Below are 21,375 nucleotides of genomic sequence, written 5' to 3'. Positions count from 1 at the left end.
ACCTGATGTGCTGGCCCTCCTCGATGGCGACGGCACCAAGGCTGCCCGTCGGCCCTGCGGTCATTGTTCTCTCGCTTTTGTGGTGGAGGCCGGAAGGACCCACGTCAACCGGCGCGATGATGCTAGCAGTCGTCGCGCCGGTGCTCCATCGCGCCCCTGCAGATGGGTGGCGCAGGTAAACCCGCAGTCCAGTTGGCTGTACCGCTCAGCAAGAAAGAAGGCCGCCCAATGGGCGGCCTTCTTTGGAAGCGGGTTGGCGCTGTTCAGACGGCGAAGTCCTCGAGCTTGGCGCCTGCGGTGATTGCCGCCTTGAGCCACTTGGGCTGCAGGCCGCGACCGCTCCAGGTCTCCCCGGTGGCCTTGTTGCGGTATTTGACCGCCACCTTGGATGCCTTGACCGGTTTTGCACTACGCATACTGAGGTCGGCCAAACTCAAACCGTATTCGCTCATCAAGGACTTCACCTTGGCGATGGCCTCGGCACGCTCACGTTCTTTGGTTTGGGAGATTTGTTCGTCAAGGGCAGCACGTTGTGCCAGAAGTTCCTTCAGAGACGCCATCGTTGCAAATCCTCGCTAGGGTTGATGCGCAGGCCGGTGGGGGTCACGCGATATCGCACCCACCCCGAAAAACTCCCTGGCGGCAGATTATGCGCAGAGTTTCTCGGGGGCGGCAATATTTGGTCGCGATTACCGGCCGCTAATCGTCGCGATATTGTTGCGGTGACGCAGCAATGAGGATTTGCGCCGGCAAACTTACTTCAGACCGACCTTGTCCAGCAGCATCTGGACTTTCGGCAGATTGGCGCCGACCACCGCGACCGGGATGGTTTCGCTCTTGAACGTGCCCATCGCCTCCAGTGCCGGATTGCCAACGCGGACTCCTGTGACCGCCGGCCACTCGTTGTTGCCATTGGCGAAATAGGCCTGCGCGGACGGCGAAGCGAGGTATTCGAGGAACTTGACGGCGTTGTCGCGATTCTTCGCGTGGCGTGCCACCGCGCCGCCAGCAATATTCATATGTGTGCCCCAGGACTGCTGATTGGGAAACACCACGCCGAGCTTCTCGACCGTCGCGCGGTCCTCGGGCTTGCTCGAGCGCATCAGGCGGGCCAGGTAATAGCTGTTGGTGATGGCGACGCTGCACTCGCCACTGGCGGCGGCGCGGATCTGGTCGGTATCACCGCCTTTGGGTTCACGTGCCAGATTGGCCGCCAAACCTGTGAGCCAGTGCCCGGTCTTTTCAGCGCCCAGATGCTCGTAAATCGAGCCGAAAAGCGAAAGGTTATAGGGGTGCGACGCGCTGCGCATGCAGATGCGCCCCTTGTTCCTTGGGTCGGCCAGTTTCTCGTAACTGTCGACATCGCTCCTGGCGACGCTGAGCTTGTTGTAGACGACGATTCGTGCGCGTGTGGAAAACCCGAACCAGGCCGAGCCATTGCCCTGATCCTGGGCGCGAAGATGGGCGGGGATGCTTTTCTCGAGCAGGGCCGATTTCACTGGCAGGAACAGCCCATCGCTCTCGGCTTTCCACAGTCGCGCAGCGTCGACCAGCAGCACGACGTCGGCCGGACTGTTTGCCCCCTCGCTCTTCAACCGGGCCAAGAGTCCGGCATCGTCCGTGTCCACGCGGTTGATGCGGATGCCTGTGGCCTTGGTGAAGTCCGCGTAGAGCGCCTCGTCAGTCTGGTAGTGCCGGGCCGAGTACAGGTTGAGCACCTGTTCCTGTGCCAGGCTCGGGCTGGCGACCGCCAGCCAGGCGCAGGCAGCGAGGGTGGACTTGAGGAGGTGGGACAGCTTCATCATCGGCTCCAGACCAGGGTTGGAATGACGCCGATTCTAATCTAAACAAGAATGATTCTTGTTTTATCAAGGTCAAAGCCAGCGGTACCGGGCGGACCGGTCCCGCAGTCCAGCCTCAGTTGGCCGGCGGGACGTAACCGGCCGGCTGCTCGGCGCCGCCGCCGAAGAAGAACTGCTCCATCTGGCGTGCCAGGTACTGACGGGCGCGCTGGTCGGCCAGATTCAGCCGGTTCTCGTTGACCAGCATGGTCTGATGCTTCATCCAGGCCGCCCAGGCTTCCTTGCAGATGTTGTCGTAGATGCGCTTGCCCAGCTCGCCCGGATAGGGCGCGAAGTCCAGGCCTTCGCCTTCCTTCTTCAGATACTGACATTGCACGGTGCGGGCCATAGCGATCTACCTCGTTGATGGGTGTGAAAGTGTGATGCGCGCGCACTGTAGCGCGACAGGCATGGCCTTGATCGGGGCGGCGCTTTGTTCCTGGCTGCGGCTCAGCCGAGTCGCTTGACCAGCACCTGCGAGCGCCGGTCCCAGTTGTACTTGCGCTTGCGCTCCTCGGGCAGCCAGTCCGGATCCACCGGTGCAAAGCCGCGCTTGATGAACCAGTGCATGGTGCGCGTGGTCAGCACGAAGATGCTGGTCAGGCCCTGGGCCTTGGCGCGTTGCTCGATGCGCTTGAGGATGCGGTCGCCGTCGCCCTGGCCCTGCACGTCGGGCGAGACCGTCAGCGCGGCCATCTCGGCGGTGCGCGCCTCCACATAGGGGTAGAGCGCCGCGCAGCCGAAGATCACGCCGTCGTGCTCGATCACCGTGTAGAGCTCGACATCGCGTTCGATCTCGGTGCGGTCGCGCTTGACCAGCGTGCCGTCGCGCTCGAAGGGCTCGATCAGCGCGATGATGCCGCCGACGTCGTCGGGCGTGGCCTCGCGCAGGCTTTCCAGCTTCTCGTCGACGACCATCGTGCCGATGCCGTCGTGGGTATAGACCTCCTGCAGCAGCGCGCCGTCCACCGCGAAGGGCAGGATGTGCGAGCGCTCGACGCCGGCCTTGCAGGCCTTGACGCAGTGCTGCAGATAGAAGGCCACGTCGGTGGGTTGCGTCGGCTTGGGCAGGCCGGCCAGCATGCGCTCGGCATCAGCCAGGGCCAGCTCGGTGTCGATGGGGCTGTCCGGGTCGGCGGGGTTCTCGCGCACGCCGGCCACCTCGGTGAGGAAGAGCAGCTTGTCGGCCTGCAGCGCGATTGCGGTGCTGGTGGCCACCTCTTCCATCGACAGGTTGAAGGCTTCGCCGGTGGGCGAGAAGCCGAAGGGCGAGAGCAGCACGATGGCACCGGAATCGATGGCGCGCTGGATCGCGCCGGCATCAACCTTGCGCACCAGGCCGCTGTGCACATAGTCGACGCCGTCGACGATGCCCACCGGCCGCGCGGTGAGGAAGTTGCCCGAGACCACGCGCACCGCGGCATTGGCCATCGGCGTATTGGGCAGGCCCTGCGAGAACGCCGCTTCGATCTCGAAGCGCAGCTGACCGGCAGCTTCCTGTGCACAGTCCAGCGCGATCGAGTCGGTGATGCGGATGCCGTGGTGGAAGCGCGGCTGCTGGCCCTTGGCCGCGAGTTGCTCGTTCACCTGCGGGCGGAAGCCGTGCACCAGCACGATCTTGATGCCCATCGCGTGCATGATGGACAGGTCCTGCACGAAGGAATTCAGCTTGCCTGCCTCCACCAGCTCCCCGGTCATGCCGACGACGAAGGTCTCGCCGCGGTAGGCATGGATGTAGGGCGCCACCGAGCGGAACCAGGGGACGAAGGTGTGCGGGAAGACAAGGCTCATGCGCGGAATTGTGCCGCAGCCCATCGCCTTGTCCCGTCAAACAGTTGCAGCGCTTGCCCAGCGCCGGCCGCAGCGCGAGCATGGCCGTCCCTGTGCTGCAACGAGGAGATGGTCATGGATGCTTTCACCACCCCGGGCGCTTTCAGCTGGTCGGAGCTGATGACCTCCGATCCGGCCGCGGCGGCCGAGTTCTACGGCAGCCTGTTCGGCTGGACCATAGAGACGATGGACATGCCCGGCGGCAAGTACCGGGTGGCGAAGATCGGCGATACCGCCATCGCCGGCATGATGGCCTGCCCCGATCCGGCTACACCGATGCCGCCGGCCTGGGGCTGCTATGTGACCGTCGCCGACGTGGACAAGAGCGTGGAGCGCTGCTGCGCACTCGGCGGCAAGCTGCTGATGCCTGCGATGGATGTGCCGACGGTCGGCCGCATGGCCTGCATCCAGGATCCGCAAGGAGCGGCGATCAACATCATCTGCTACGAGCCCAAGCCGGCCTGACGCTGCTTGACGCTTGCGGGGATCTCGGCGCGCAGATAATCCGCGCCTCGTGAATCAGAACAACTCGTCTCCTCCCGCCGCCAAGCCGGCGCCAGCGGCGCGGCCACCGCGCCCGCCGCGGCCCGCGCGTGCGCCACAGCCGGCCACGCCGCTGCCACCGATTTCCTTCCCCGAATCGCTGCCGGTCTCCGGCCGACGCGAGGAGATCGCACGCCTGCTCGCCGAGCATCAGGTCATCATCGTTTGCGGCGAGACCGGCTCGGGCAAGACCACGCAGCTGCCGAAGATCGCGCTGGCGATGGGGCGTGGCCGCGCCAACGGTGGCGGGCTGATCGGCCACACCCAGCCGCGGCGCATTGCAGCAAGCAGCGTGGCCAAGCGCATCGCCGAGGAGCTGAACACGCCGCTGGGCGAGGTGGTCGGCTACAAGGTGCGCTTCCAGGACCGGCTGCAGCCGGGCGCCAGCGTCAAGCTGATGACCGACGGCATCCTGCTTGCCGAGACGCAGACCGATCCGCTGCTCAAGGCCTACGACACGCTGATCATCGACGAGGCGCACGAGCGCAGCCTCAACATCGATTTCCTCTTGGGCTATCTGCGCGAGATCCTTGCGCGGCGGCCGGACCTGAAGGTGGTCGTGACCTCGGCCACCATCGACGCCGATCGCTTCGCGCAGCACTTTGCCTCTGCGAAGGGCCCCGCACCGGTGGTGATGGTCTCCGGCCGCACCTTCCCGGTCGAGCAGCGTTACAAGCCCTTCGAGGAGAGCCGCGACTACGACCTCAACGACGCGATCTGCGACGCGGTCGACGAGCTCTGGCGCGAAGGCTCGGGCGATGTGCTGGTCTTCCTGCCTGGAGAGCGCGAGATCCGCGAGGCCGCCGAGGCGCTGCGCAGGCACCATCCGCCCGGCGTCGACATTCTGCCCTTGTTCGCGCGCCTGTCGCAGCAGGAGCAGGACCGCGTGTTCGAGCCGCATGGCCGGCCGCGCATCGTGATCTCGACCAATGTGGCAGAGACCTCTCTGACCGTGCCGGGCATCCGCTACGTGGTCGATGCCGGCACCGCGCGCGTCAAGCGCTACAGCTACCGCAACAAGGTCGAGCAGCTGCAGATCGAGCCGATCAGCCAGGCGGCGGCCAACCAGCGCGCCGGCCGCTGCGGCCGTGTGGCCAACGGCATCTGCATCCGGCTCTACGACGAAAAGGACTTCCTCGGCCGGCCGCGCTTCACCGACCCGGAGATCCTGCGCTCCTCGCTGGCCGGCGTGATCCTGCGCATGAAGGCGCTGCACCTGGGCACGGTGGAGGACTTTCCCTTCATCGAGCCGCCGCCGCGCAAGGCCATTGCCGACGGCTACCAGCTGCTGGCCGAGCTGGGTGCGGTGGACGAGCGCAACGAGCTGACCGAGATCGGCAAGGAGCTGTCCAAGCTGCCGCTGGACCCGCGCGTGGGCCGCATGATCCTGGAGGCGCGCAAGCGCGACGCACTGACCGAAGTGCTGGTCATCGCCAGCGCGCTGTCGGGTCAGGACGTGCGCGACCGGCCGCTGGAGCAGCAGCAGCAGGCCGACGAGAAGCACAAGAAGTTCGACGACGAGAAGTCGGAGTTCATGGGCTATCTGAAGCTGTGGAAGTGGATCGGCGAATCGCGCGGCGGCGAGGGAGAGCACCGCCTCTCCAACCGCAAGCAGGAGCAGCTGCTGCGCGACAACTTCGTCAGCCCGCGCCGCGTGCGCGAATGGCGCGACATCTATTCGCAGCTGCACACCGTGGTGGCCGAGCATGGCTGGCGCCTGAACGGTGCGCCGGCCACCTACGAGCAGATCCACCTGTCGATGCTGGCCGGCCTGCTGGGCAATGTCGGCTGCAAGGCCGATGACGACGACTGGTACCTGGGCGCGCGCGGCATCAAGTTCTGGCGCCATCCGGGCGCGCACCTGTCCAAGAGGCCGGGGCGCTGGATCGTTGCGGCCGAGCTGGTGGACACCACAAGGCTGTTCGGCCGCGGCATCGCAGCGATCGAGCCGCAGTGGCTGCCGGGCATCGCCGGCCATCTGCTCAAGACCCAGCTGATGGAGCCGCACTGGGAGAAGAAGGCCGCCGAGGTGATCGCGCTGGAGCGCGCGACGCTCTACGGCATCGTCATCTACAGCAATCGCCGCGTGAACTTCGGCCGCGTGGACCCGGCGGCGGCGCGCGAGATCTTCATCCGCGAATGCCTGGTCAACGGCGAGTGGTCCGACGAGCTCTACCGCAAGCTGCCCTTCCTCGCCCACAACCAGAAGCAGATTGCCAAGGTCGAGGAGCTGGAGCACAAGTCGCGCCGCCAGGACGTGCTGGTCGACGAGGAGCTGATCTACGCCTATTACGACCAGCACCTGCCCGCCGAGGTCTGCTCCGGCGTGACGCTGGAGAAGTGGTACCGCGAGGCCAGCAAGCGCGAGCCCAAGCTGCTGATGCTCAGCCGCGAGGAGCTGATGCGCCACGAGGCCGCCGGCGTCACCAGCAATGCCTTCCCCAAGACCGTGCGCTTGGGAGGCGTGGACTGCAAGGCGGACTATCTGCATGAGCCCGGCGACGCGCGCGACGGCCTGACCGTCACCGTGCCCATCTATGCGCTGAACCAGGTCAGCGAGGAGCGCTGCGAATGGCTGGTGCCCGGCATGCTGGCGCCCAAGGTCACGGCGCTGCTGAAGAGCCTGCACCAGAAGCCGCGCGCGCGCCTGGTGCCGCTGCCGGATTTCGTGGCCGAGTTCTGCGAGCTGCATGCCTTCGCGCAGGGCGCGCTGATCGAGGTGCTGCTGAAGGCGGTGCGCGAACGCAGCCAGCTCGCGGTGCAGCGCAACGACTTCAAGATCGAGCAGGTGCCCGCGCATCTGTTCATGAACTTCCGCATCGTCGACGAGCATGGCCGCCAGCTCGGCATGGGCCGCAATCTCGCGGCGCTGAAGGCCGAGCTGGGCGCGCAGGCGCGTTCGGCCTTCCAGGCGCTGGCGGCATTGAAATTGCCGACCGCGGCGGCGCCCGCGCCCGTCGAACAAGCGCCGGTCACCAAGGGCGGCGTGCGCGCCGAGATCGTCCCGAAGGCCAAGGCCGAGCCCGCGGTCGACGCCAGCGCGCGCTACACCGCCTGGACTTTCGGCGAGCTGCCCGAACTGATGGAGGTGAAGAAGGGTCCGCAGACGCTGATCGGCTTCCCGGCGCTGATCGACAAGGGCACGCATGTGGAGATCGAGGTCTTCGACGAGCCCGAGGTCGCCGCCGCCAAGCATCGCCAGGGCCTGCGCCGGCTGGTGGCGCTGCAGCTCAAGGAGCCGCTGAAGTACCTGGAGAAGAACATCCCCGATCTGCAGAAGATGGCGGTGGCCTTCATGAGCCTGGGCACGGCCGAGGAGCTGCGCGAGCAGATCATCGGCGTCGCGCTGGACCGCGCCTTCCTGGCCGATCCGCTGCCCAGCGACGAGTTCCAGTTCAAGGCCCGCATCGAGGAGGGGCGCGCGCGCCTGAACCTGATCGCGCAGGAGGTGGCGCGCCAGACCGGCATCGTGCTGCTGGAGTTCCAGGCTGCCGCACGCAAGCTCAAGGATGCCCGCGCGCCCAAGGACGTCGCCGAGGACATCAGCGCTCAGCTGCAGCGCCTGTGCTCGAAGAACTTCGTCGCGGCCACGCCCTGGGGCCAGCTGCAGCATCTGCCGCGCTACCTGAAGGCGATCAGCGTGCGCCTGGACAAGCTGCGTGCCGACGCTGCCCGCGATGCCCGGCTGATGAGCGAATACAAGCCGCTGGAGCAGCGCTGGCTGCGTCGTGTTGCCGAGCTCAAGGGCGCCAGCGATGCGCGGCTGAGCGACTTCCGCTGGCAGCTCGAGGAATTGCGCGTCAGCCTCTTTGCCCAAGAGCTGCGCACGCCCCAGCCGGTCAGCGTCAAGCGCCTGGACAAGGTGTGGGCGCAGCTCAGCAGCTGAGCCCGCACTTTGTCACGTCCCGCCTGAAATAGCGTGGAAAGCCGTGGTTTCTCGGCTTGTTCCCGATTTCGCCTGACGAGAATCTGTGTCCAATAGGCTGGAAAGTTGCTGTACCCATGCCCATCGCACCCAACGTGCCGCTAGACGCCACCGCCTCCCCTTCCGCCAGCGCCGAACTGGGCGCCGCCGCTTCGCCGGCAGCGCTGCGTCAGTTCGGCCGTTTCGAACTGCGCGCCCTGCTCAGCAAGACCGAGCGCAGCATGCTCTGGTTGGTCTTCGACAGCCGCAGCAAGCAGGAGATGCTGCTCGCCATCCCGCGCGAAGCACCCGACGGGGCTCAGGCCCTGGCCGTCTGGATCGCCGCGGCCAGCAATGCGGCGCGTGTGCAGCATCCGCGCCTGGCCCATGTGATCGAGGTCGCCAATGTCGAGCACTGGCCCTATGTGGCCTATGACCGCGCGCTGGGCGAGACGCTCGAAGAGCGGCTGGCCCGTCAGGGCGCGCCGCTGCCCATGGACATGGCCGGCTGGATCGCGCAAGGGCTGGAAGGGCTGGCGTTCGCCCATGAGGCCGGGCACGCGCATCGCGACGTCCAGGCCAGCAGCCTGCTGATAGATGCCGCCGGCCATGTGCGTCTGCTCGGCATCGAGGTGGTCCAGCAGGCCGCGGCCAGCAGCGAAGACGGCATCGTGGCGCGCCGTGCGGTGCGCGAGTCCGCCGAGGAAGACGTGCTGCGCATGGGGCTGTTGCTGCATCGCGGCCTGACGGGCCGGCAGGTGCTCGACCAGCAGGACCTCAGCGAGGCGGTGCGTCGCATGCCGCCCCAGGGCGCCGAGATCGTGCGCCTGGGCTGGGAGAACCCGCACCAGATCGCCGACCCGCTGCGCGCGATCTGCAACCGTGCCACCGATCGCCAGCCCAAGCAGCGCTATCACAGCGCACGCAGCTTCCTGCGTGCGCTGGAGGGCTGGATCAGTGCCGCCAGCGATCAGGGCGGCATCGTGGCCCAGCTGGTCGACCGCATCCAGCGCTACGGGCATCTGCCCTCGCTGTCCACGCGGCTGCAGCACGTGGCGCAGTCCTCGTCGATGGACAGCCAGCATGTCAGCGTGCTGTCCGAGCTGGTGATGAAGGACATGGCGCTGAGCCTGGAGCTGCTGCGCCGCGTCAACCTGGCGCTGCGTCAGGAAGGGCTGGAAACCGGTGGCGGCGCGGTGCTCAATGTGCAGCGGGCCATCGCGATGCTGGGCCTGAACGGCGTGCAGGCTGCAGCGCGTGGTCTGAAGCTGTGGCCGGGCCTGATGAACGAACAGCAGGCTGCCGGGATGCAGTTGCTGATGAAGCGGGTGCACCGCGCCGGCCAGATCGCCCAGGCGCTGCGCCCGGCCGGCTACGACGCCGACGTGGTGTACGTGATCTCGGTGATGCAGAACCTTGGCCGGCTGCTGCTGCAGTACCACTTCCCCGACGATGCGCAGCAGATCCGCCAGCTGATGGTGCCGCCGGAGCCGACCGCCGACGCGCCCAATCCGGCGCCGATGAGCGAGCAGGCGGCGGCATTTGCGGTGCTGGGTTGCGATCTGGAGAGCCTGGGCGTGGCGGTGGCGCGCCATTGGGGCCTGGGCGACGAGTTGCTGCACATGATGCGCCGTCACTCACCGGACGCGCCGGTGCGCGGTGCCCATAGCGATGCAGAGATGCTGCGGCTGACCTGCAGCCTGGCCAATGAGCTGCTGGAGGCGCTGCTCGGCCCCGAGCGGTCGCGCAAGAGCGCGGTCGAGGCGGCGACGCGGCGCTATGCGCGGGCCTTGGGCATAGGCCTGCGCGAGGTGCAGGCTGCGCTGGCACCGCCCGAATCCAGCGGACCGCCGCCGGCGGTGCGCGCCGCAGCGGCTGCTGCCGCACCGGCCGACGCGGCCGCTGCGCCGACGGCAGGTCCTGCCAAGCCGGCGGCGCCGGTGCCCTCGCGCCTGCGCGCCAAGGCCGGCGGCGACACCACGCCCGGCAGCCTGTGAGCGCGCCCGACGCGATGAACACGCCCCCGCCCACCTCCGCGCCGTCCTTGAGTCCGGCGGAGGGCATGCCGCCGGCAATGGGGCGCTTTCTGCTGTTGCGCAAGCTCGGTGAGGGCGCCCAGGCCACGGTCTGGCTGGCGCATGACCCGCGTCTGGACCGCGAAGTGGCGGTCAAGGTGCTGCGTGCCGACGCCGACCCCGACAGCGTGGACGCCGGTCTCTACGAGGCGCGCGCGGTCAGCCGCCTGACGCACCCGAACATCGTGCCGGTCTTCGAGGCCGACTTGCAGGGCGGGCAGGCCTATATGGTGTTCGAGTACGTGCCCGGGCAGACCCTGGCCGAGCGGCTGCGCAGCGGCGAGCGGCTGCGCCCGCGCGACGCGGTGGAGCTGATGCTGGGCGTGCTCTCCGGCCTGCAGGCGGCGCATGCCGCCGGGCTGGTGCACCGCGATCTCAAGCCTTCGAACATCCTGCTCGACGCCAAGGGGCGGCCGCGCGTGATGGACTTCGGCATCGCCGGCCGCATCGCCGCGTCAGGCAGCCAGAGCACCGGCGTGCAGGGCATCGTCGGCACGCCGGGCTATATCTCGCCCGAGGCGGCGCGAGGCGAGCCGCCGAGCCCGCAGATGGATGTGTTTGCGGCAGCGGTGATGCTGGCGGAGATGCTTTCCGGTCAGCGTCTGAACGCCGATCCCGATCCGATGCGCGCGGTGCGCCGCGTGCTGGAATTCGATATGCGCCTGCCTACCGGTCTGGATGCCGAGGTGGACGACCGGTTGCGCGCCATCGTGCAGCGCGGCCTGGCGCGCGACGCCAGCCAGCGTTGGCCCAGCGCCAAGGCCTTCCACGATGCGCTGGCCGAGTGGCTGCATCCCGAATTGCCGCCGACGCCGGATTCGGTCGACGGTGTCGCGCTGGAGTTCCTGCTGCGCCGCATGCGGCTGAAAAGCGACTTTCCGGCGATGTCGGCTTCGATCGCGCGCATTCAGCGTCTGACGCAGTCCGAGACCGAAAGCCTGCACAGCCTGTCCAACGAGATCCTCAAGGACGTGGCGCTGACGCACAAGCTGCTGCGCCTGGTGAACACCGCGCACTACCGCCATGCGGGTGGCGGCGGCATCAGCACGGTGTCGCGCGCGGCCTCGCTGATCGGCTTCGCCGGCATCCGCAATATGGCGCTGTCGCTGATCCTGCTGGAGCGCATGGAGAACAAGGCGCATGCGCAGCTGCTGCGTGAGGAGTTCCTGCGCTCGCTGATGGCCGGCTCGCTGGCACGCGAGCTCTGCGGCAGCGGGCGCGACAGCGAGGAGTGCTTCCTTGCGGCAATGCTGCAGAACCTCGGCCGGCTGCTGTGCGAGTTCTACTTCCCCGAAGAGGCGCAGCAGGTGCGCCTGCTCACGCGCGCCGAGCGCAGCGCCGAGACGGGCATGCCGCCGATCAGCGAGGCCACGGCCTCGACCCAGGTGCTGGGCCTGAGCTACGAGCAGCTGGGCTTGGGCGTGGCGCGTCAGTGGGGCCTGCCCGAATCGCTGCAGCGCTCGATGCGCCGCCCCGACGGCGAGCCGCCGCTGCGCGCGCTGGACAACCCGAACGAATCGTCGCGCTGGCTGGCGCGTGCGGCCAACGAGCTGACTGAGGTGATCCTGCGCAGCGAGCCCGAAGAGGCGCATGCCCGCCTCAAGGCGATGGCGCAGCGCTACTCGCGTGCGCTGGGTGCCTCGATGGACGAGATTGAGCGCGCCATCGACCAGGGGCGCACCTGCCTGGCGGAGATGGCGCAGGCGATGAACATCGTGCTGCCCAAGGGCTCGCGCGCGCAGCGCCTGCTGGTGCCGCTGCAGCCCAGCATGGCTGACAGCCTGTCGCCACACGAGCTGCATGCCACGCTGGTGTCCGAGCCGACGGCGACGCTGGACCTCGGGCCCAGCCCCGAACAGGTGGTCGAGACGTTGGCCGCCGGCATCCAGGACATCAGCAATGCGATGGTCGAGAGCATCAAGCTCAACGAGATCCTGCGCATGATTCTCGAGACGGTCTACCGCAGCCTGGGCTTCCGTCGGGTGGTGTTCTGCCTGCGCGACCCTAAGACCGAGACGCTCACCGGCCGCTTCGGTCTGGGCGAGGGGGTAGAGGCGGTGGCGCCGCTGTTCAAGGTGCCGCTGCGTCTGCCGGCCGGGACGCAGCCCGACGTGTTCACTGCAGTCTGCCTGAAGGGCGCCGATACGCTGATTGCCGATGCCTCGACGCCGACGATCGCCGAGCGCCTGCCCTCGTGGTTCCTCGTCGGCCCGGCCAAGGCAGCCAGCTTCCTGGTCCTGCCGCTGATGCTCAAGGGCGCACCGTTCGCGATGATCTACGCGGACAAGGCCAAGCCCGGCAGCATCGCCCTGGGCGAGAAGGAGCTGTCGCTGCTGCGCACGCTGCGCAACCAGGCGGTGATGGCGTTCCGGCAGGCGGGCTGAAGAAACGCGCGGCCCGATGCGGCGTCTTTGCTGCGGCGCGCAGCAGATGGAGAAGGTGGGGAGAGGTGACGAGCCTTACCCCCGGCACTGGTCGCAACGGTTAGGGCTGCTTGGTTCCCCACCTGACCCGGTTGGCCGCGCTTCCATGCGAGGAGGCCCGTCGAGGCGAATTGTAACCCGCGACGCCAGGACGCCGCCTGTGAACTCAGGCGACGATCAGCAACTGCCGGGTGATGGAGACGCCCATTACATAGGCGAGCAGCAGCAGCGCCGCCAGATAGGCCGGCAAGCTGAAGCGATTGGGCGTCAGCGCCCAGTGGCCGATGGCGTAGTAGGCGGCCAGCGCGATCAGCTTGGCGGCCAGCCAGGGCTGGTAGCGCGGGTCATAGCCCAGCAGGCCCCACAGGCTCAACCCGGAGATGGCAAGCAGGAAGTGCGCGCCGAAGATCAGTGGGCGCAGCCGTGCATCGAAGGGCCACTGCATGCCGAGCTGCGCACCGAGGCCGCGCGCGAGGAACAGGCCCAGCACGCACCAGCCGAGAATGGCGTGCATCTGCACCATCTGCGTGTAGAACCAGTCCATCGGCGTGCGCCCCTCGTCGCCCAGACCGGCAAGGTCGGGGCTTGTCTCTCAGTCTTGTCGGCCTGGCGGCCCGATTTCTTCAGCGCAGTTGCAGGTCGTCGTCGCTGAAGCGGATGTTCAGCGGCTCGATCAGCAGCTGCTTCTCGCCCGCCTCCAGCGCGCCGGCATGCCAGGCCTCGATGCCGCAGGCCTTGGCCACCTCGACGGTGCGCGCCGCGTCCTCGGCCTTCACGAAGATCGCGAAGCCGGCGCCCATGTTCAGCGTCGAATAGGCTTCGCGGTCGTCCTGCTTGGCCTGCTGCTGGATGAACTTCAGCACCGGCGTGACCGGTGGCACGGTGTGGATGCGATAGGTGAACTGGCCCGGATGGCGCAGCAGCTTGCGCCAGCCGTGGCCGGTGATGTTGGCGCAATAGTGCGGCTGGATGCCGGCCTTGAACAGCGCCTCGGTCACCGGCGAATACAGCACGGTGGGCGCGAGCAGCGCCTCGCCATAGCTCAGGCCGGGCTCGATCTCGGTGAGGTAGCCCTTGGGCAGGCGCTCGACCAGCTTGCGCGCCAGCGACAGGCCGTTGGCGTGGATGCCGCTGGAGGCCAGCAGCACGATGGCGTCGCCGGGGCCGAGTTCGTCGCCGACCGACAGGCGGGTCTTCGGGTTGATCAGCCCGGTGCAGGAAGCGGCCAGGTCGATTCGGCCGTCTTCGACGATGCCGGCCAGCGCCGGCGTCTCACCGCCGCCCCAGGCGACCTGGCAGACGTCGCAGGCCTTCTTCCAGCCTTCGACCAGCGCTTGCGCGCGCAGCTTGTCGCCGAACCAGTCCGAGCCGCCGGCGGCCCAATAGGCCTGCACCACCAGCGGCGTGGCTCCGACGGTGATCAGGTCGTTGATCGCCATCGCGATGGTGTCTTGCGCGATGCCGGCATAGAAGCTCTTGCCGGTCAGCTTGCTCATCTCGTCGGCCACCAGGGTCTTGGTACCCAGGCATTCGACGATGGAGGCCAGGTAGAACGGCCCCACGTCCACCACATAGGCCGACTCGCCGCGCGAGGCCGGCACTTCGGCAAAGCCGTGCCCGCCCAGATGCGCCCCGGTGGCCGCGGCGGCGCGCTGCGCGGCGATCTTCAGCGGGTCGATCAGGTCGTAATTGACCCCGGCTTGTTCGTAGCTGAGGGTCTCGGGCGAAGAAGGGGCATGGGTACTCATGGGACGGGATTATCGACGATGACCCTGACTGCGGACGGGCGCCGCGGGTGGAACAATGCGGCGCCCAGTCCAGACAGGAACAGCCCACGATGACCGAGACCACCCGCCCACAGTCCGCCCAGCCACGGCCCGTGCTGGCCATTCACGGTGGCGCCGGCACCTTGCTGCGCGGCGCGATGAGCGCCGAGGCCGAGGCGCGCTACCGCGAGGCGCTGCACGAGATCCTGCTCGATGGCCAGGCGCGGCTCGCTGCCGGCGCTGCGGCGCTGGACGTGGTGGTGGAGGCGGTGCGCCGGCTGGAGGAATGCCCGCTGTTCAATGCCGGCAAGGGCGCGGTCTATACCTCTGCGGGCACGCACGAGCTGGACGCCAGCGTGATGGACGGCGCGACGCTTCGCGCCGGCGCGGTGGCCGGTGTGCGCCGCACGCGCAACCCGGTGCTGCTGGCCCGCACCGTGATGGAGCGCAGCGCGCACCTGATGTTCATCGGCGAGGCGGCCGATGCGCTGGCCGCCGACTATGGCCTGGAGACCGTCGAGCCCGACTGGTTCGGCACGCCCGAGCGCCTGGCGCAGCTCAAGCGCGCGCAGCAGCAGGCGGCCGGTCAGCTGCTGGACCATGACGGGCAACTGCTCGAGGCGCAGGCCAGCGGCAGCGGCCCGATCGCCGAGGACCGCAAGTTCGGCACCGTCGGCGCGGTGGCGCTGGACGCGCACGGTCACCTGGCCGCAGCCACGTCGACAGGCGGCATGACCAACAAGCAGGTCGGTCGTGTCGGCGACTCGCCGGTGATCGGCGCCGGCTGCTATGCCGACGATGCCAGTGTGGCGGTGTCCTGCACCGGCACCGGCGAAGCCTTCATCCGCGCCTGCGCCGCGCACGAGGTGGCGGCGCTGGTTGAGCATGCGGGCCTGGACCTGACCGCCGCCTGCGATCGCGTCGTGCAGCACAAGCTGCCGCGTGTCGGCGGCGACGGCGGGCTGATCGCCGTCTCGGCACGCGGCGAGGTCGAGCTGGCCTTCAACACCCAGGGCATGTACCGTGGCTATGCACGCATCGGCGAGGCGCCGGTGGTGGGGATCTACCGCGAGCCTGATGCCGCTGCCCAGGCCTGAAGCCAGCCCCGCCGCCCACATAGAATCGCGCCCCATGAGCTACCAGGTCCTCGCGCGCAAGTACCGTCCCCACAGCTTCGAGGAGCTGGTGGGCCAGGAGCATGTGGTGCAGGCCCTGGCCAATGCGCTGACGCAGCAGCGCCTGCATCACGCCTATCTGTTCACCGGCACGCGCGGCGTGGGCAAGACCACGGTCTCGCGCATCCTCGCCAAGAGCCTGAACTGCACTGGCGCCGATGGCCAGGGCGGCATCACCGCCACGCCCTGCGGCGTCTGCCCGGCCTGCCGCGACATCGATGCCGGCCGCTTCGTCGACTATGTGGAGCTGGACGCGGCCTCCAACCGCGGCGTCGAAGAGATCTCGCAGCTGCTCGACCAGGCGGTCTACAAGCCAGTGGTCGGCCGCTTCAAGGTCTACATGATCGACGAAGTGCACATGCTCTCGAACACCGCGTTCAACGCGATGCTCAAGACGCTGGAAGAGCCACCCGAGTACCTGAAGTTCGTGCTCGCGACCACCGACCCGCAGAAGGTGCCGGTCACGGTGCTGTCGCGCTGCCTGCAGTTCAATCTGCGCCCGATGGCGCCGCAGAACGTGCTGGCCCACCTGACGAACGTGCTGGCCGCCGAAAGCGTGCCGGCCGAACCCGGTGCGCTGCGCCTGCTGGCGCGCGCCGCGCGCGGCTCGATGCGCGATGCGCTGTCGCTGACCGACCAGGCGATCGCCTTTGGCGCCGGACAGCTGCAGGAAGAGGGCGTGCGCCAGATGCTGGGCACGGTGGACCGCGGCCATGTGGTCGCCATCGTCGAGGCGCTGGTCGCCGGCAGCGGCGAAGCGGTGGTGGCCCAGGCTGATGCGCTGCGCAGCCAGGGGCTGTCGGCCGCCGGCACGCTGGAGGACCTGGCCACGCTGCTGCAGCAGATGGCTGTGGCCCAGGTGGCGCCGAACGCGCTGGACCCACAGGAGCCCGACAGCGCTGAAGCAGCGCGTCTGGCCGCGCTGCTGCCGGCCGACGAGATCCAGCTGATCTACAGCATGGCCCTGCATGGTCGCCAGGAGCTGCCGCTGGCGCCTGACGAGTATGCGGGCCTGCTGATGGTGCTGCTGCGCATGTTGTCCTTTCGCCCCAGGGGCGCAGCCGGCCAGCAGCCGGTGATGCCGACGGCGCGCGCGGCCACGCCCGCTGCTGCTGCGTCTTCTTCGCCCGCCGCCGCAGCGCCGACGAGCGCGCCGCTGCTGCGCCCGGCCGCGCCGACGCTGGCGGTGAAGCCACCGCCCGTTCAGTCCCCGCGCGCCGAGGAACCCACGCCAGCGCCGGTGAAGCCCGCTGCGACGCCTGCACCGCCGGTCGCTCCGGCTCAGCCGCCGGCAGCAGCAGCTGCTGTTGCTGCCGTGTCGGAGGTTCCACGCGTACAAGCCCGCGGTGTCGTGCCTGACTCGCCGAGTGCGCGGCTGCGCCCGCGCCCGGTCGCTGCAGTGCCGGCCGAAGAGTCACGTGCCGCCGCCGGCGACGACTTGCCTCCCTGGCTGGACGCGCCGCCAGCCGACGAGGACGGCCTGCCTATCGATGCTGCCGACATGCTCGATGTCGAGCCTGCCGAGCGGAAGCCCGCTGCCCGCGGCGGCGCGTCTGCGGGCAGCGCAGGCGGCACCTATGCCTCGACCGCCGGCAGCGATGTGCCGCTGCAGCCCACCGCTTTGGGCGAACGCTGGTACGGCGTGGTAAAGCAGCTGAAGCTGGTGGCGCTGCCGCGCGAGCTGGCGCTGCAGGCCGAATGCGTCGCGGTGGACGAGCAGAGCAGCCCGCAGCGCTGGCGTCTGCGCGTCGAGCGCGAATCGCTGCGCCAGCCGGCACTGCAGGACAAGCTGCAGGCCGCGCTGGCCGAGGCGCTGGGTGCAGCCGTGCAGCTGGAGATCGAGGCCGGCATCGCCCAGGACTCGCCCGCGCTTCGCGACCAGGCCGAGGTGCAGGCGCGCCAGCGCCGCGCCGAACAGATCGTTCTCGAGGACCCGTTCGTCCAGCAGATGCTCGCGCAGTTCAAGACCGCGCGCATCGTGCCCGGGTCCATCAAACCCCACTGAAATTCCCAGGAGATTGCAGACATGATGAAGGGACAACTCGCCGGCCTGATGAAGCAGGCCCAGGCGATGCAGGACAACCTGAAGAAGGCCCAGGACGAGCTCGGCAATGTCGAGGTCGAAGGGCAGTCGGGTGCAGGCCTGGTCAAGGTGACGATGACCTGCAAGCACGACGTCAAGCGCGTCACCATCGACCCCAGCCTGCTGGCAGACGACAAGGACATGCTGGAAGACCTGGTGGCCGCGGCCTTCAACGATGCGGTGCGTCGCGCCGAGCAAGTGAGCCAGGAGAAGATGGCCAAGCTGACCGCTGGCATGCCGTTGCCGCCGGGCATGAAGTTCCCGTTCTGACCATCGCTTGAGCGCGCTCGAGGCATTGATCGAAGCACTGCGACTTCTGCCAGGTGTCGGGCAGAAGTCGGCGCAGCGCATGGCCTATCACCTGCTGCAGCACGACCGCGACGGCGCGCAGCGTCTCGCGCAGGCCTTGAGTGGCGCGGTGCAGCGGGTGCAGCACTGCGAACGCTGCCACACTTTCAGCGAGACCGCGCTGTGCGAGATCTGTGTCGATGCCACGCGCGATGCGACGCTGCTCTGCGTCGTCGAGTCGCCCGCCGACATGGCGGCGCTGGAGCGCACCGGCTCCTACCGCGGCTACTACTTCGTGCTGCAGGGACGCATCAGCCCGCTTGACGGCATCAGCCCGCGCCAGATCGGCGCCGAGCAGCTGCTCGCCCGCGTGGCGGACGGCCGCGTGCAGGAAGTCATCATCGCCACCAGCTTCACCGCTGAGGGCGAGGCCACCGCCCATGTGCTGGCCGAGGCGCTGCGTGCCCGCGGGCTGCGCGTGACGCGGCTGGCGCGCGGCGTGCCGGTGGGCAGCGAGCTGGAATATGTCGATCTGGGCACCATCGCCCATGCACTGAGTGATCGCCGCTGAGAAGGCGGCTTCGCGCACAGGAGGAGTGCCCGGTGACCATTGCCAACTACTGCATCATTGCCGCCTGCGCGCTGCCCATCGTCAGCGCCGGCATTGCCAAGTCCAAGGGCTTCGGCAAGCGGCGCCGCGAGGGCGGCTATGACAACCATGAGCCGCGCGTCTGGCTGGCCAGGCTGACAGGCTGGCAAGCGCGTGCCAACGCCGCCCAGGCCAACGGCTTCGAGGCGCTGCCGCTGTTCATCGCCGGTGTGCTGGCCGCGCAGCAGATGGGGGCGGCGCAAGGGCGCATCGACCAGCTGGCGCTGGCCTTCATCGCGCTGCGCGTTGCCTATGTGGCGCTCTACATCGCCGATCTGGCGATGTTGCGCTCGCTGGTCTGGGTGGCCGGCTGGGCCTGCTCGGCGGCGTTCTTCTTCATCGGCTAGGCCTCATCCCGCCCGCGCGGGCCAAGGCCGCGGACGCCGTCAACGCTTGGCCGGCTTCTGGCTGCTGCTGGCGGTGGAGGCCAGCTTGCGCGTCGCCGGCGCGGGGCGCGCGCCTTTCTTGGCGGAGGCGGCGGCCACGCGTGTCGTGCTCGCAGCCTTGACGGGTGTGAACACCACCAGCTGTTGATTGGCCTTCAAGGCCGTCTTGGCGCTGCCGAGCTTGTTCCACTGCTGCAGCTGGGCCACCGTCACCCGATGGCGCTTGGCCAGCGTGGCCAGGGTGTCGCCCTGACGGGCCTTGATCGTGCTGCGCCGCAGCTGGACTTCGGGCTGCAGCCGGATGCTGGCGCTGTCGGCGAGATGCTCGGAGACATCCTCGTCGTGGCGCTCGCTGCGCGGCACGATCAGCGTCGAGCCCTGGCCGATCAGCATGCGGGGCGGAATGCGGTTGATCTCACGCAGTGCTGCTTCGCTCATCCCCACCTTGGCCGCGGCCTCGGAGGCGCTCATCGTGCGCGGCAGTACCCATGCCGTCCAGCTCGCCATCGGCCCCTGATGCGCGGCCAGCGCGCGGCTGAAGGACTCGGCGTTGTCCCAGGGCAGCAGCAGCTGCGGCGTGCTGGCCGCCAGCAAGAGAGGCTTGTCGACCTGTGGATTGAACTGCTTGAACTCGTCCACCGACATGCCGGCCAGACGCGCGGCCAGCTCGACGTCGATGTCGCGGTCGATGTTGACGCTGAGGAAGTAGGGGTGATTCGCCACCGGCGTCAGCGTGAGGGCGAAATTCTCGGGGCGCAGCACGATGTTCTTCACCGCCTGCAGCTTGGGCACGTAGAAGCGTGTCTCGTCGGGCATGCGCAGGCTCTCGTAGTCGGTCGGCCTGCCGGCCTGCTGGTTGCGCCGGATGGCGCGCTGCACATTGCCCTGGCCCCAGTTGTAGGCAGCCAGTGCCAGATGCCAGTCGCCGAACATGCCGTAAAGCTGGCTCAGATAGTCCAAGGCTGCGCGGGTGGAGGCCAGCACGTCGCGGCGGTCGTCGCGGAAGACGTTCTGCTTGAGGTCGAAGTCGCGGCCGGTGGCGGGCATGAACTGCCACATGCCCGAGGCCTTGGCGCGCGACAGCGCCTGCGGGTTGAAGGCGCTTTCGATGAAGGGCAGCAGGGCCAGCTCGGTGGGCATGCCGCGCTTCTCCACCTCGACGACGATGTGATAGAGGTAGCGCGAGCCACGTTCGGTCATGCGCTGCACATAGTCGGGCCGGCTGGCGTACCACTGCTCGGCCTTGCCGACCAGCGCGTTGTCGAGGTCGGGCATCGCGAAGCCTTTGCGGATTCGCTGCCAGAGATCGGTGCGCGCCGCGCTGTCGTCAAGGTCGACATCGACGCCGGGCTGCAGCGTGTCCTCGACCAGCGGGGCCTTGGCCTGGGCCTGGCGCACCGGCGCAGCGGCTTCGGCGCCGGGCTGCGGCGCCTCGGCACGGTGGGCAGGCTGGGTCGCGGACTGGGCGAGCGTCGTCGCCTCTGGGCCGATGGACAGCTGGGTGCTGGCGCAGCCGCCGAGCAAGGCGGTGGTCACCAGGCCGATGAGCAGCGCGGTGGTGCGGCGCGGCAGCTGCGGCAGGAGGGCAGTGGTCGGGCAGTTTCTCGTCATCGGTACTCGTTCTTCCATTGCCGCAGAGTGGCGAACACCGCGACGCCATCGGCGTCCGCGGCAAGGGCAGGCTGCTGCCGCCGCGCAGCGTCACGCGGGCCGGGCTGCGCGCAGCGCAGAAAGGGATTGATGGCCAGCTCCTGCGCGATCGTCGATGGCAGCGTGGGCTCGCCGCGTTCGCGCAGGTCGGCGCAGCGGCGCTGGTAGTCCTGCAGCGCTGCGTTGTCCGGGTCCACCTCGCGGGCGAAGCGCAGATTGGACAAGGTGTATTCGTGTGCGCAGCAGACGCGCGTGTCGCCGGGCAGCGCCGCCAGTCGCTGCAACGAGGTGTGCATCTGCTCCGGCGTGCCCTCGAAGACGCGGCCGCAGCCGCCGGAGAACAGCGTATCGCCGCAGAAGAGCAGCGGCGCGCCGCCGTCGTCGGGCGCGGCGCAGAAATAGGCGATATGGCCGGCCGTGTGCCCGGGAATGGCTATCACCTCGAAGCGCTGTCCGAGCAGCTCGATTCGGTCGCCGTCGCGGCAGGCCTGGAAGGGTGGCGGGATGGACTCTCCGGCCGGGCCCCAGACCTGGCCCAGCAGCCGTGCACGCAGCGCGTCGACGCCGCCGACATGGTCGCCATGGTGGTGGGTCACTAGAATGCCCGCCAGTTCCAGCCCTGCTGCATCGAGACCCGCCGCTACCGGCGCGGACTCGCCCGGATCGACCACCAGCGCCTGCTTGCCGTCGTGCAGCAGCCAGACGTAGTTGTCGGTGAAGGCAGCCAGCGGTGCCAGGGTCAGACGAGCCATGTGGCGGTGT

General features: G+C 68.5%; 17 protein-coding genes and 1 other RNA gene. 9 read left to right on the top strand and 9 right to left on the bottom strand.

Annotated features, from left to right (window positions below; genetic code table 11):
• Positions 1-263: 263 nt before the first annotated feature.
• The 4 genes from AC2EBS_RS06980 to argA all read right to left on the bottom strand — a co-directional run bounded on the left by AC2EBS_RS06980 (position 264) and on the right by argA (position 3,632).
• Positions 264-560 carry an H-NS histone family protein gene (locus AC2EBS_RS06980; RefSeq protein WP_484727677.1) on the bottom strand — a complete coding sequence of 99 codons (297 nt, stop codon included), beginning with the start codon at positions 558-560 and terminating at the stop codon, positions 264-266.
• Positions 561-755: 195 nt separating this feature from the next.
• Entirely contained in the window at positions 756-1,802 is a 1,047-nt protein-coding gene (locus tag AC2EBS_RS06975) for an extracellular solute-binding protein (RefSeq protein WP_484728299.1), read from the bottom strand.
• Positions 1,803-1,917: 115 nt separating this feature from the next.
• Complete coding sequence (locus AC2EBS_RS06970) at positions 1,918-2,190, bottom strand: oxidative damage protection protein (protein ID WP_484727676.1); 273 nt, start codon at positions 2,188-2,190, stop codon at positions 1,918-1,920.
• 101 nt (positions 2,191-2,291) lie between these two features.
• Positions 2,292-3,632 carry an amino-acid N-acetyltransferase gene (gene argA / locus AC2EBS_RS06965; protein WP_484727675.1) on the bottom strand — a complete coding sequence of 447 codons (1,341 nt, stop codon included), beginning with the start codon at positions 3,630-3,632 and terminating at the stop codon, positions 2,292-2,294.
• Positions 3,633-3,746: 114 nt separating this feature from the next.
• Between argA and AC2EBS_RS06960 the strand changes: the two genes are divergently transcribed.
• The 4 genes from AC2EBS_RS06960 to AC2EBS_RS06945 all read left to right on the top strand — a co-directional run bounded on the left by AC2EBS_RS06960 (position 3,747) and on the right by AC2EBS_RS06945 (position 12,577).
• Positions 3,747-4,136, top strand: coding sequence for a VOC family protein (locus AC2EBS_RS06960; RefSeq protein WP_484727674.1), 390 nt, complete (start codon positions 3,747-3,749; stop codon positions 4,134-4,136).
• 49 nt (positions 4,137-4,185) lie between these two features.
• Entirely contained in the window at positions 4,186-8,100 is a 3,915-nt protein-coding gene (hrpA, locus tag AC2EBS_RS06955; protein WP_484727673.1) for an ATP-dependent RNA helicase HrpA, read from the top strand.
• A gap of 116 nt (positions 8,101-8,216) precedes the next feature.
• Complete coding sequence (locus AC2EBS_RS06950; protein WP_484727672.1) at positions 8,217-10,115, top strand: HDOD domain-containing protein; 1,899 nt, start codon at positions 8,217-8,219, stop codon at positions 10,113-10,115.
• A 14-nt stretch (positions 10,116-10,129) separates the two neighbouring features.
• Complete coding sequence (locus AC2EBS_RS06945) at positions 10,130-12,577, top strand: protein kinase domain-containing protein (RefSeq protein ID WP_484727671.1); 2,448 nt, start codon at positions 10,130-10,132, stop codon at positions 12,575-12,577.
• Between the two features lie 64 nt (positions 12,578-12,641).
• On the opposite strand, the gene ffs is transcribed toward AC2EBS_RS06945, so the two are convergent.
• The 3 genes from ffs to AC2EBS_RS06930 form a co-directional block, all read right to left on the bottom strand.
• Positions 12,642-12,739, bottom strand: an RNA gene (gene ffs, locus AC2EBS_RS06940) — signal recognition particle sRNA small type.
• 43 nt (positions 12,740-12,782) lie between these two features.
• Entirely contained in the window at positions 12,783-13,160 is a 378-nt protein-coding gene (locus AC2EBS_RS06935) for a SirB2 family protein (protein ID WP_484727670.1), read from the bottom strand.
• A gap of 79 nt (positions 13,161-13,239) precedes the next feature.
• Complete coding sequence (locus AC2EBS_RS06930) at positions 13,240-14,364, bottom strand: AIR synthase related protein (protein ID WP_484727669.1); 1,125 nt, start codon at positions 14,362-14,364, stop codon at positions 13,240-13,242.
• A gap of 89 nt (positions 14,365-14,453) precedes the next feature.
• Here AC2EBS_RS06930 and AC2EBS_RS06925 point away from each other — a divergent pair, with 89 nt between their 5' ends.
• The 5 genes from AC2EBS_RS06925 to AC2EBS_RS06905 are packed head-to-tail and all read left to right on the top strand — an operon-like array spanning position 14,454 to position 18,924.
• The gene (locus AC2EBS_RS06925; protein WP_484727668.1) at positions 14,454-15,479 is read left to right on the top strand and encodes an isoaspartyl peptidase/L-asparaginase family protein; all 1,026 of its coding nucleotides are present in this window, start codon (positions 14,454-14,456) and stop codon (positions 15,477-15,479) included.
• A 34-nt stretch (positions 15,480-15,513) separates the two neighbouring features.
• Positions 15,514-17,562 carry a DNA polymerase III subunit gamma/tau gene (gene dnaX, locus AC2EBS_RS06920; protein WP_484727667.1) on the top strand — a complete coding sequence of 683 codons (2,049 nt, stop codon included), beginning with the start codon at positions 15,514-15,516 and terminating at the stop codon, positions 17,560-17,562.
• Between the two features lie 21 nt (positions 17,563-17,583).
• A complete protein-coding gene (locus AC2EBS_RS06915; protein WP_484727666.1) occupies positions 17,584-17,910 on the top strand; it encodes a YbaB/EbfC family nucleoid-associated protein in 327 nt (108 codons plus the stop codon).
• A 7-nt stretch (positions 17,911-17,917) separates the two neighbouring features.
• The gene (gene recR / locus AC2EBS_RS06910; protein ID WP_484727665.1) at positions 17,918-18,499 is read left to right on the top strand and encodes a recombination mediator RecR; all 582 of its coding nucleotides are present in this window, start codon (positions 17,918-17,920) and stop codon (positions 18,497-18,499) included.
• Between the two features lie 32 nt (positions 18,500-18,531).
• Positions 18,532-18,924 carry an MAPEG family protein gene (locus tag AC2EBS_RS06905; RefSeq protein ID WP_484727664.1) on the top strand — a complete coding sequence of 131 codons (393 nt, stop codon included), beginning with the start codon at positions 18,532-18,534 and terminating at the stop codon, positions 18,922-18,924.
• A gap of 39 nt (positions 18,925-18,963) precedes the next feature.
• Here AC2EBS_RS06905 and AC2EBS_RS06900 read toward each other — a convergent pair whose 3' ends face one another.
• On the bottom strand, positions 18,964-20,574 hold the full coding sequence (locus AC2EBS_RS06900; protein WP_484727663.1) for a transglycosylase SLT domain-containing protein: 1,611 nt from the start codon (positions 20,572-20,574) through the stop codon (positions 18,964-18,966).
• Positions 20,571-21,356, bottom strand: a complete 786-nt coding sequence (gene gloB / locus AC2EBS_RS06895) for a hydroxyacylglutathione hydrolase (protein ID WP_484728298.1) — start codon at positions 21,354-21,356, stop codon at positions 20,571-20,573. The genes AC2EBS_RS06900 and gloB overlap by 4 nt, the downstream gene beginning before the upstream one ends.
• Positions 21,357-21,375 lie beyond the last annotated feature (19 nt).

The organism is Roseateles sp. T103, from assembly GCF_057219915.1.
Note: the sequence above shows the minus strand (reverse complement) of the source record. Positions and strands in the feature narration are given on the sequence as shown.

Coding starts and splice junctions, on each gene's coding strand:
- AC2EBS_RS06980 (WP_484727677.1), bottom strand. CDS start 560: ATGGCGTCTCTGAAGGAACTTCTGGCACAACGTGCTGCCCTTGACGAA.
- AC2EBS_RS06975 (WP_484728299.1), bottom strand. CDS start 1,802: ATGAAGCTGTCCCACCTCCTCAAGTCCACCCTCGCTGCCTGCGCCTGG.
- AC2EBS_RS06970 (WP_484727676.1), bottom strand. CDS start 2,190: ATGGCCCGCACCGTGCAATGTCAGTATCTGAAGAAGGAAGGCGAAGGC.
- argA (WP_484727675.1), bottom strand. CDS start 3,632: ATGAGCCTTGTCTTCCCGCACACCTTCGTCCCCTGGTTCCGCTCGGTG.
- AC2EBS_RS06960 (WP_484727674.1), top strand. CDS start 3,747: ATGGATGCTTTCACCACCCCGGGCGCTTTCAGCTGGTCGGAGCTGATG.
- AC2EBS_RS06950 (WP_484727672.1), top strand. CDS start 8,217: ATGCCCATCGCACCCAACGTGCCGCTAGACGCCACCGCCTCCCCTTCC.
- AC2EBS_RS06945 (WP_484727671.1), top strand. CDS start 10,130: ATGAACACGCCCCCGCCCACCTCCGCGCCGTCCTTGAGTCCGGCGGAG.
- AC2EBS_RS06935 (WP_484727670.1), bottom strand. CDS start 13,160: ATGGACTGGTTCTACACGCAGATGGTGCAGATGCACGCCATTCTCGGC.
- AC2EBS_RS06930 (WP_484727669.1), bottom strand. CDS start 14,364: ATGAGTACCCATGCCCCTTCTTCGCCCGAGACCCTCAGCTACGAACAA.
- AC2EBS_RS06925 (WP_484727668.1), top strand. CDS start 14,454: ATGACCGAGACCACCCGCCCACAGTCCGCCCAGCCACGGCCCGTGCTG.
- dnaX (WP_484727667.1), top strand. CDS start 15,514: ATGAGCTACCAGGTCCTCGCGCGCAAGTACCGTCCCCACAGCTTCGAG.
- AC2EBS_RS06915 (WP_484727666.1), top strand. CDS start 17,584: ATGATGAAGGGACAACTCGCCGGCCTGATGAAGCAGGCCCAGGCGATG.
- AC2EBS_RS06900 (WP_484727663.1), bottom strand. CDS start 20,574: ATGACGAGAAACTGCCCGACCACTGCCCTCCTGCCGCAGCTGCCGCGC.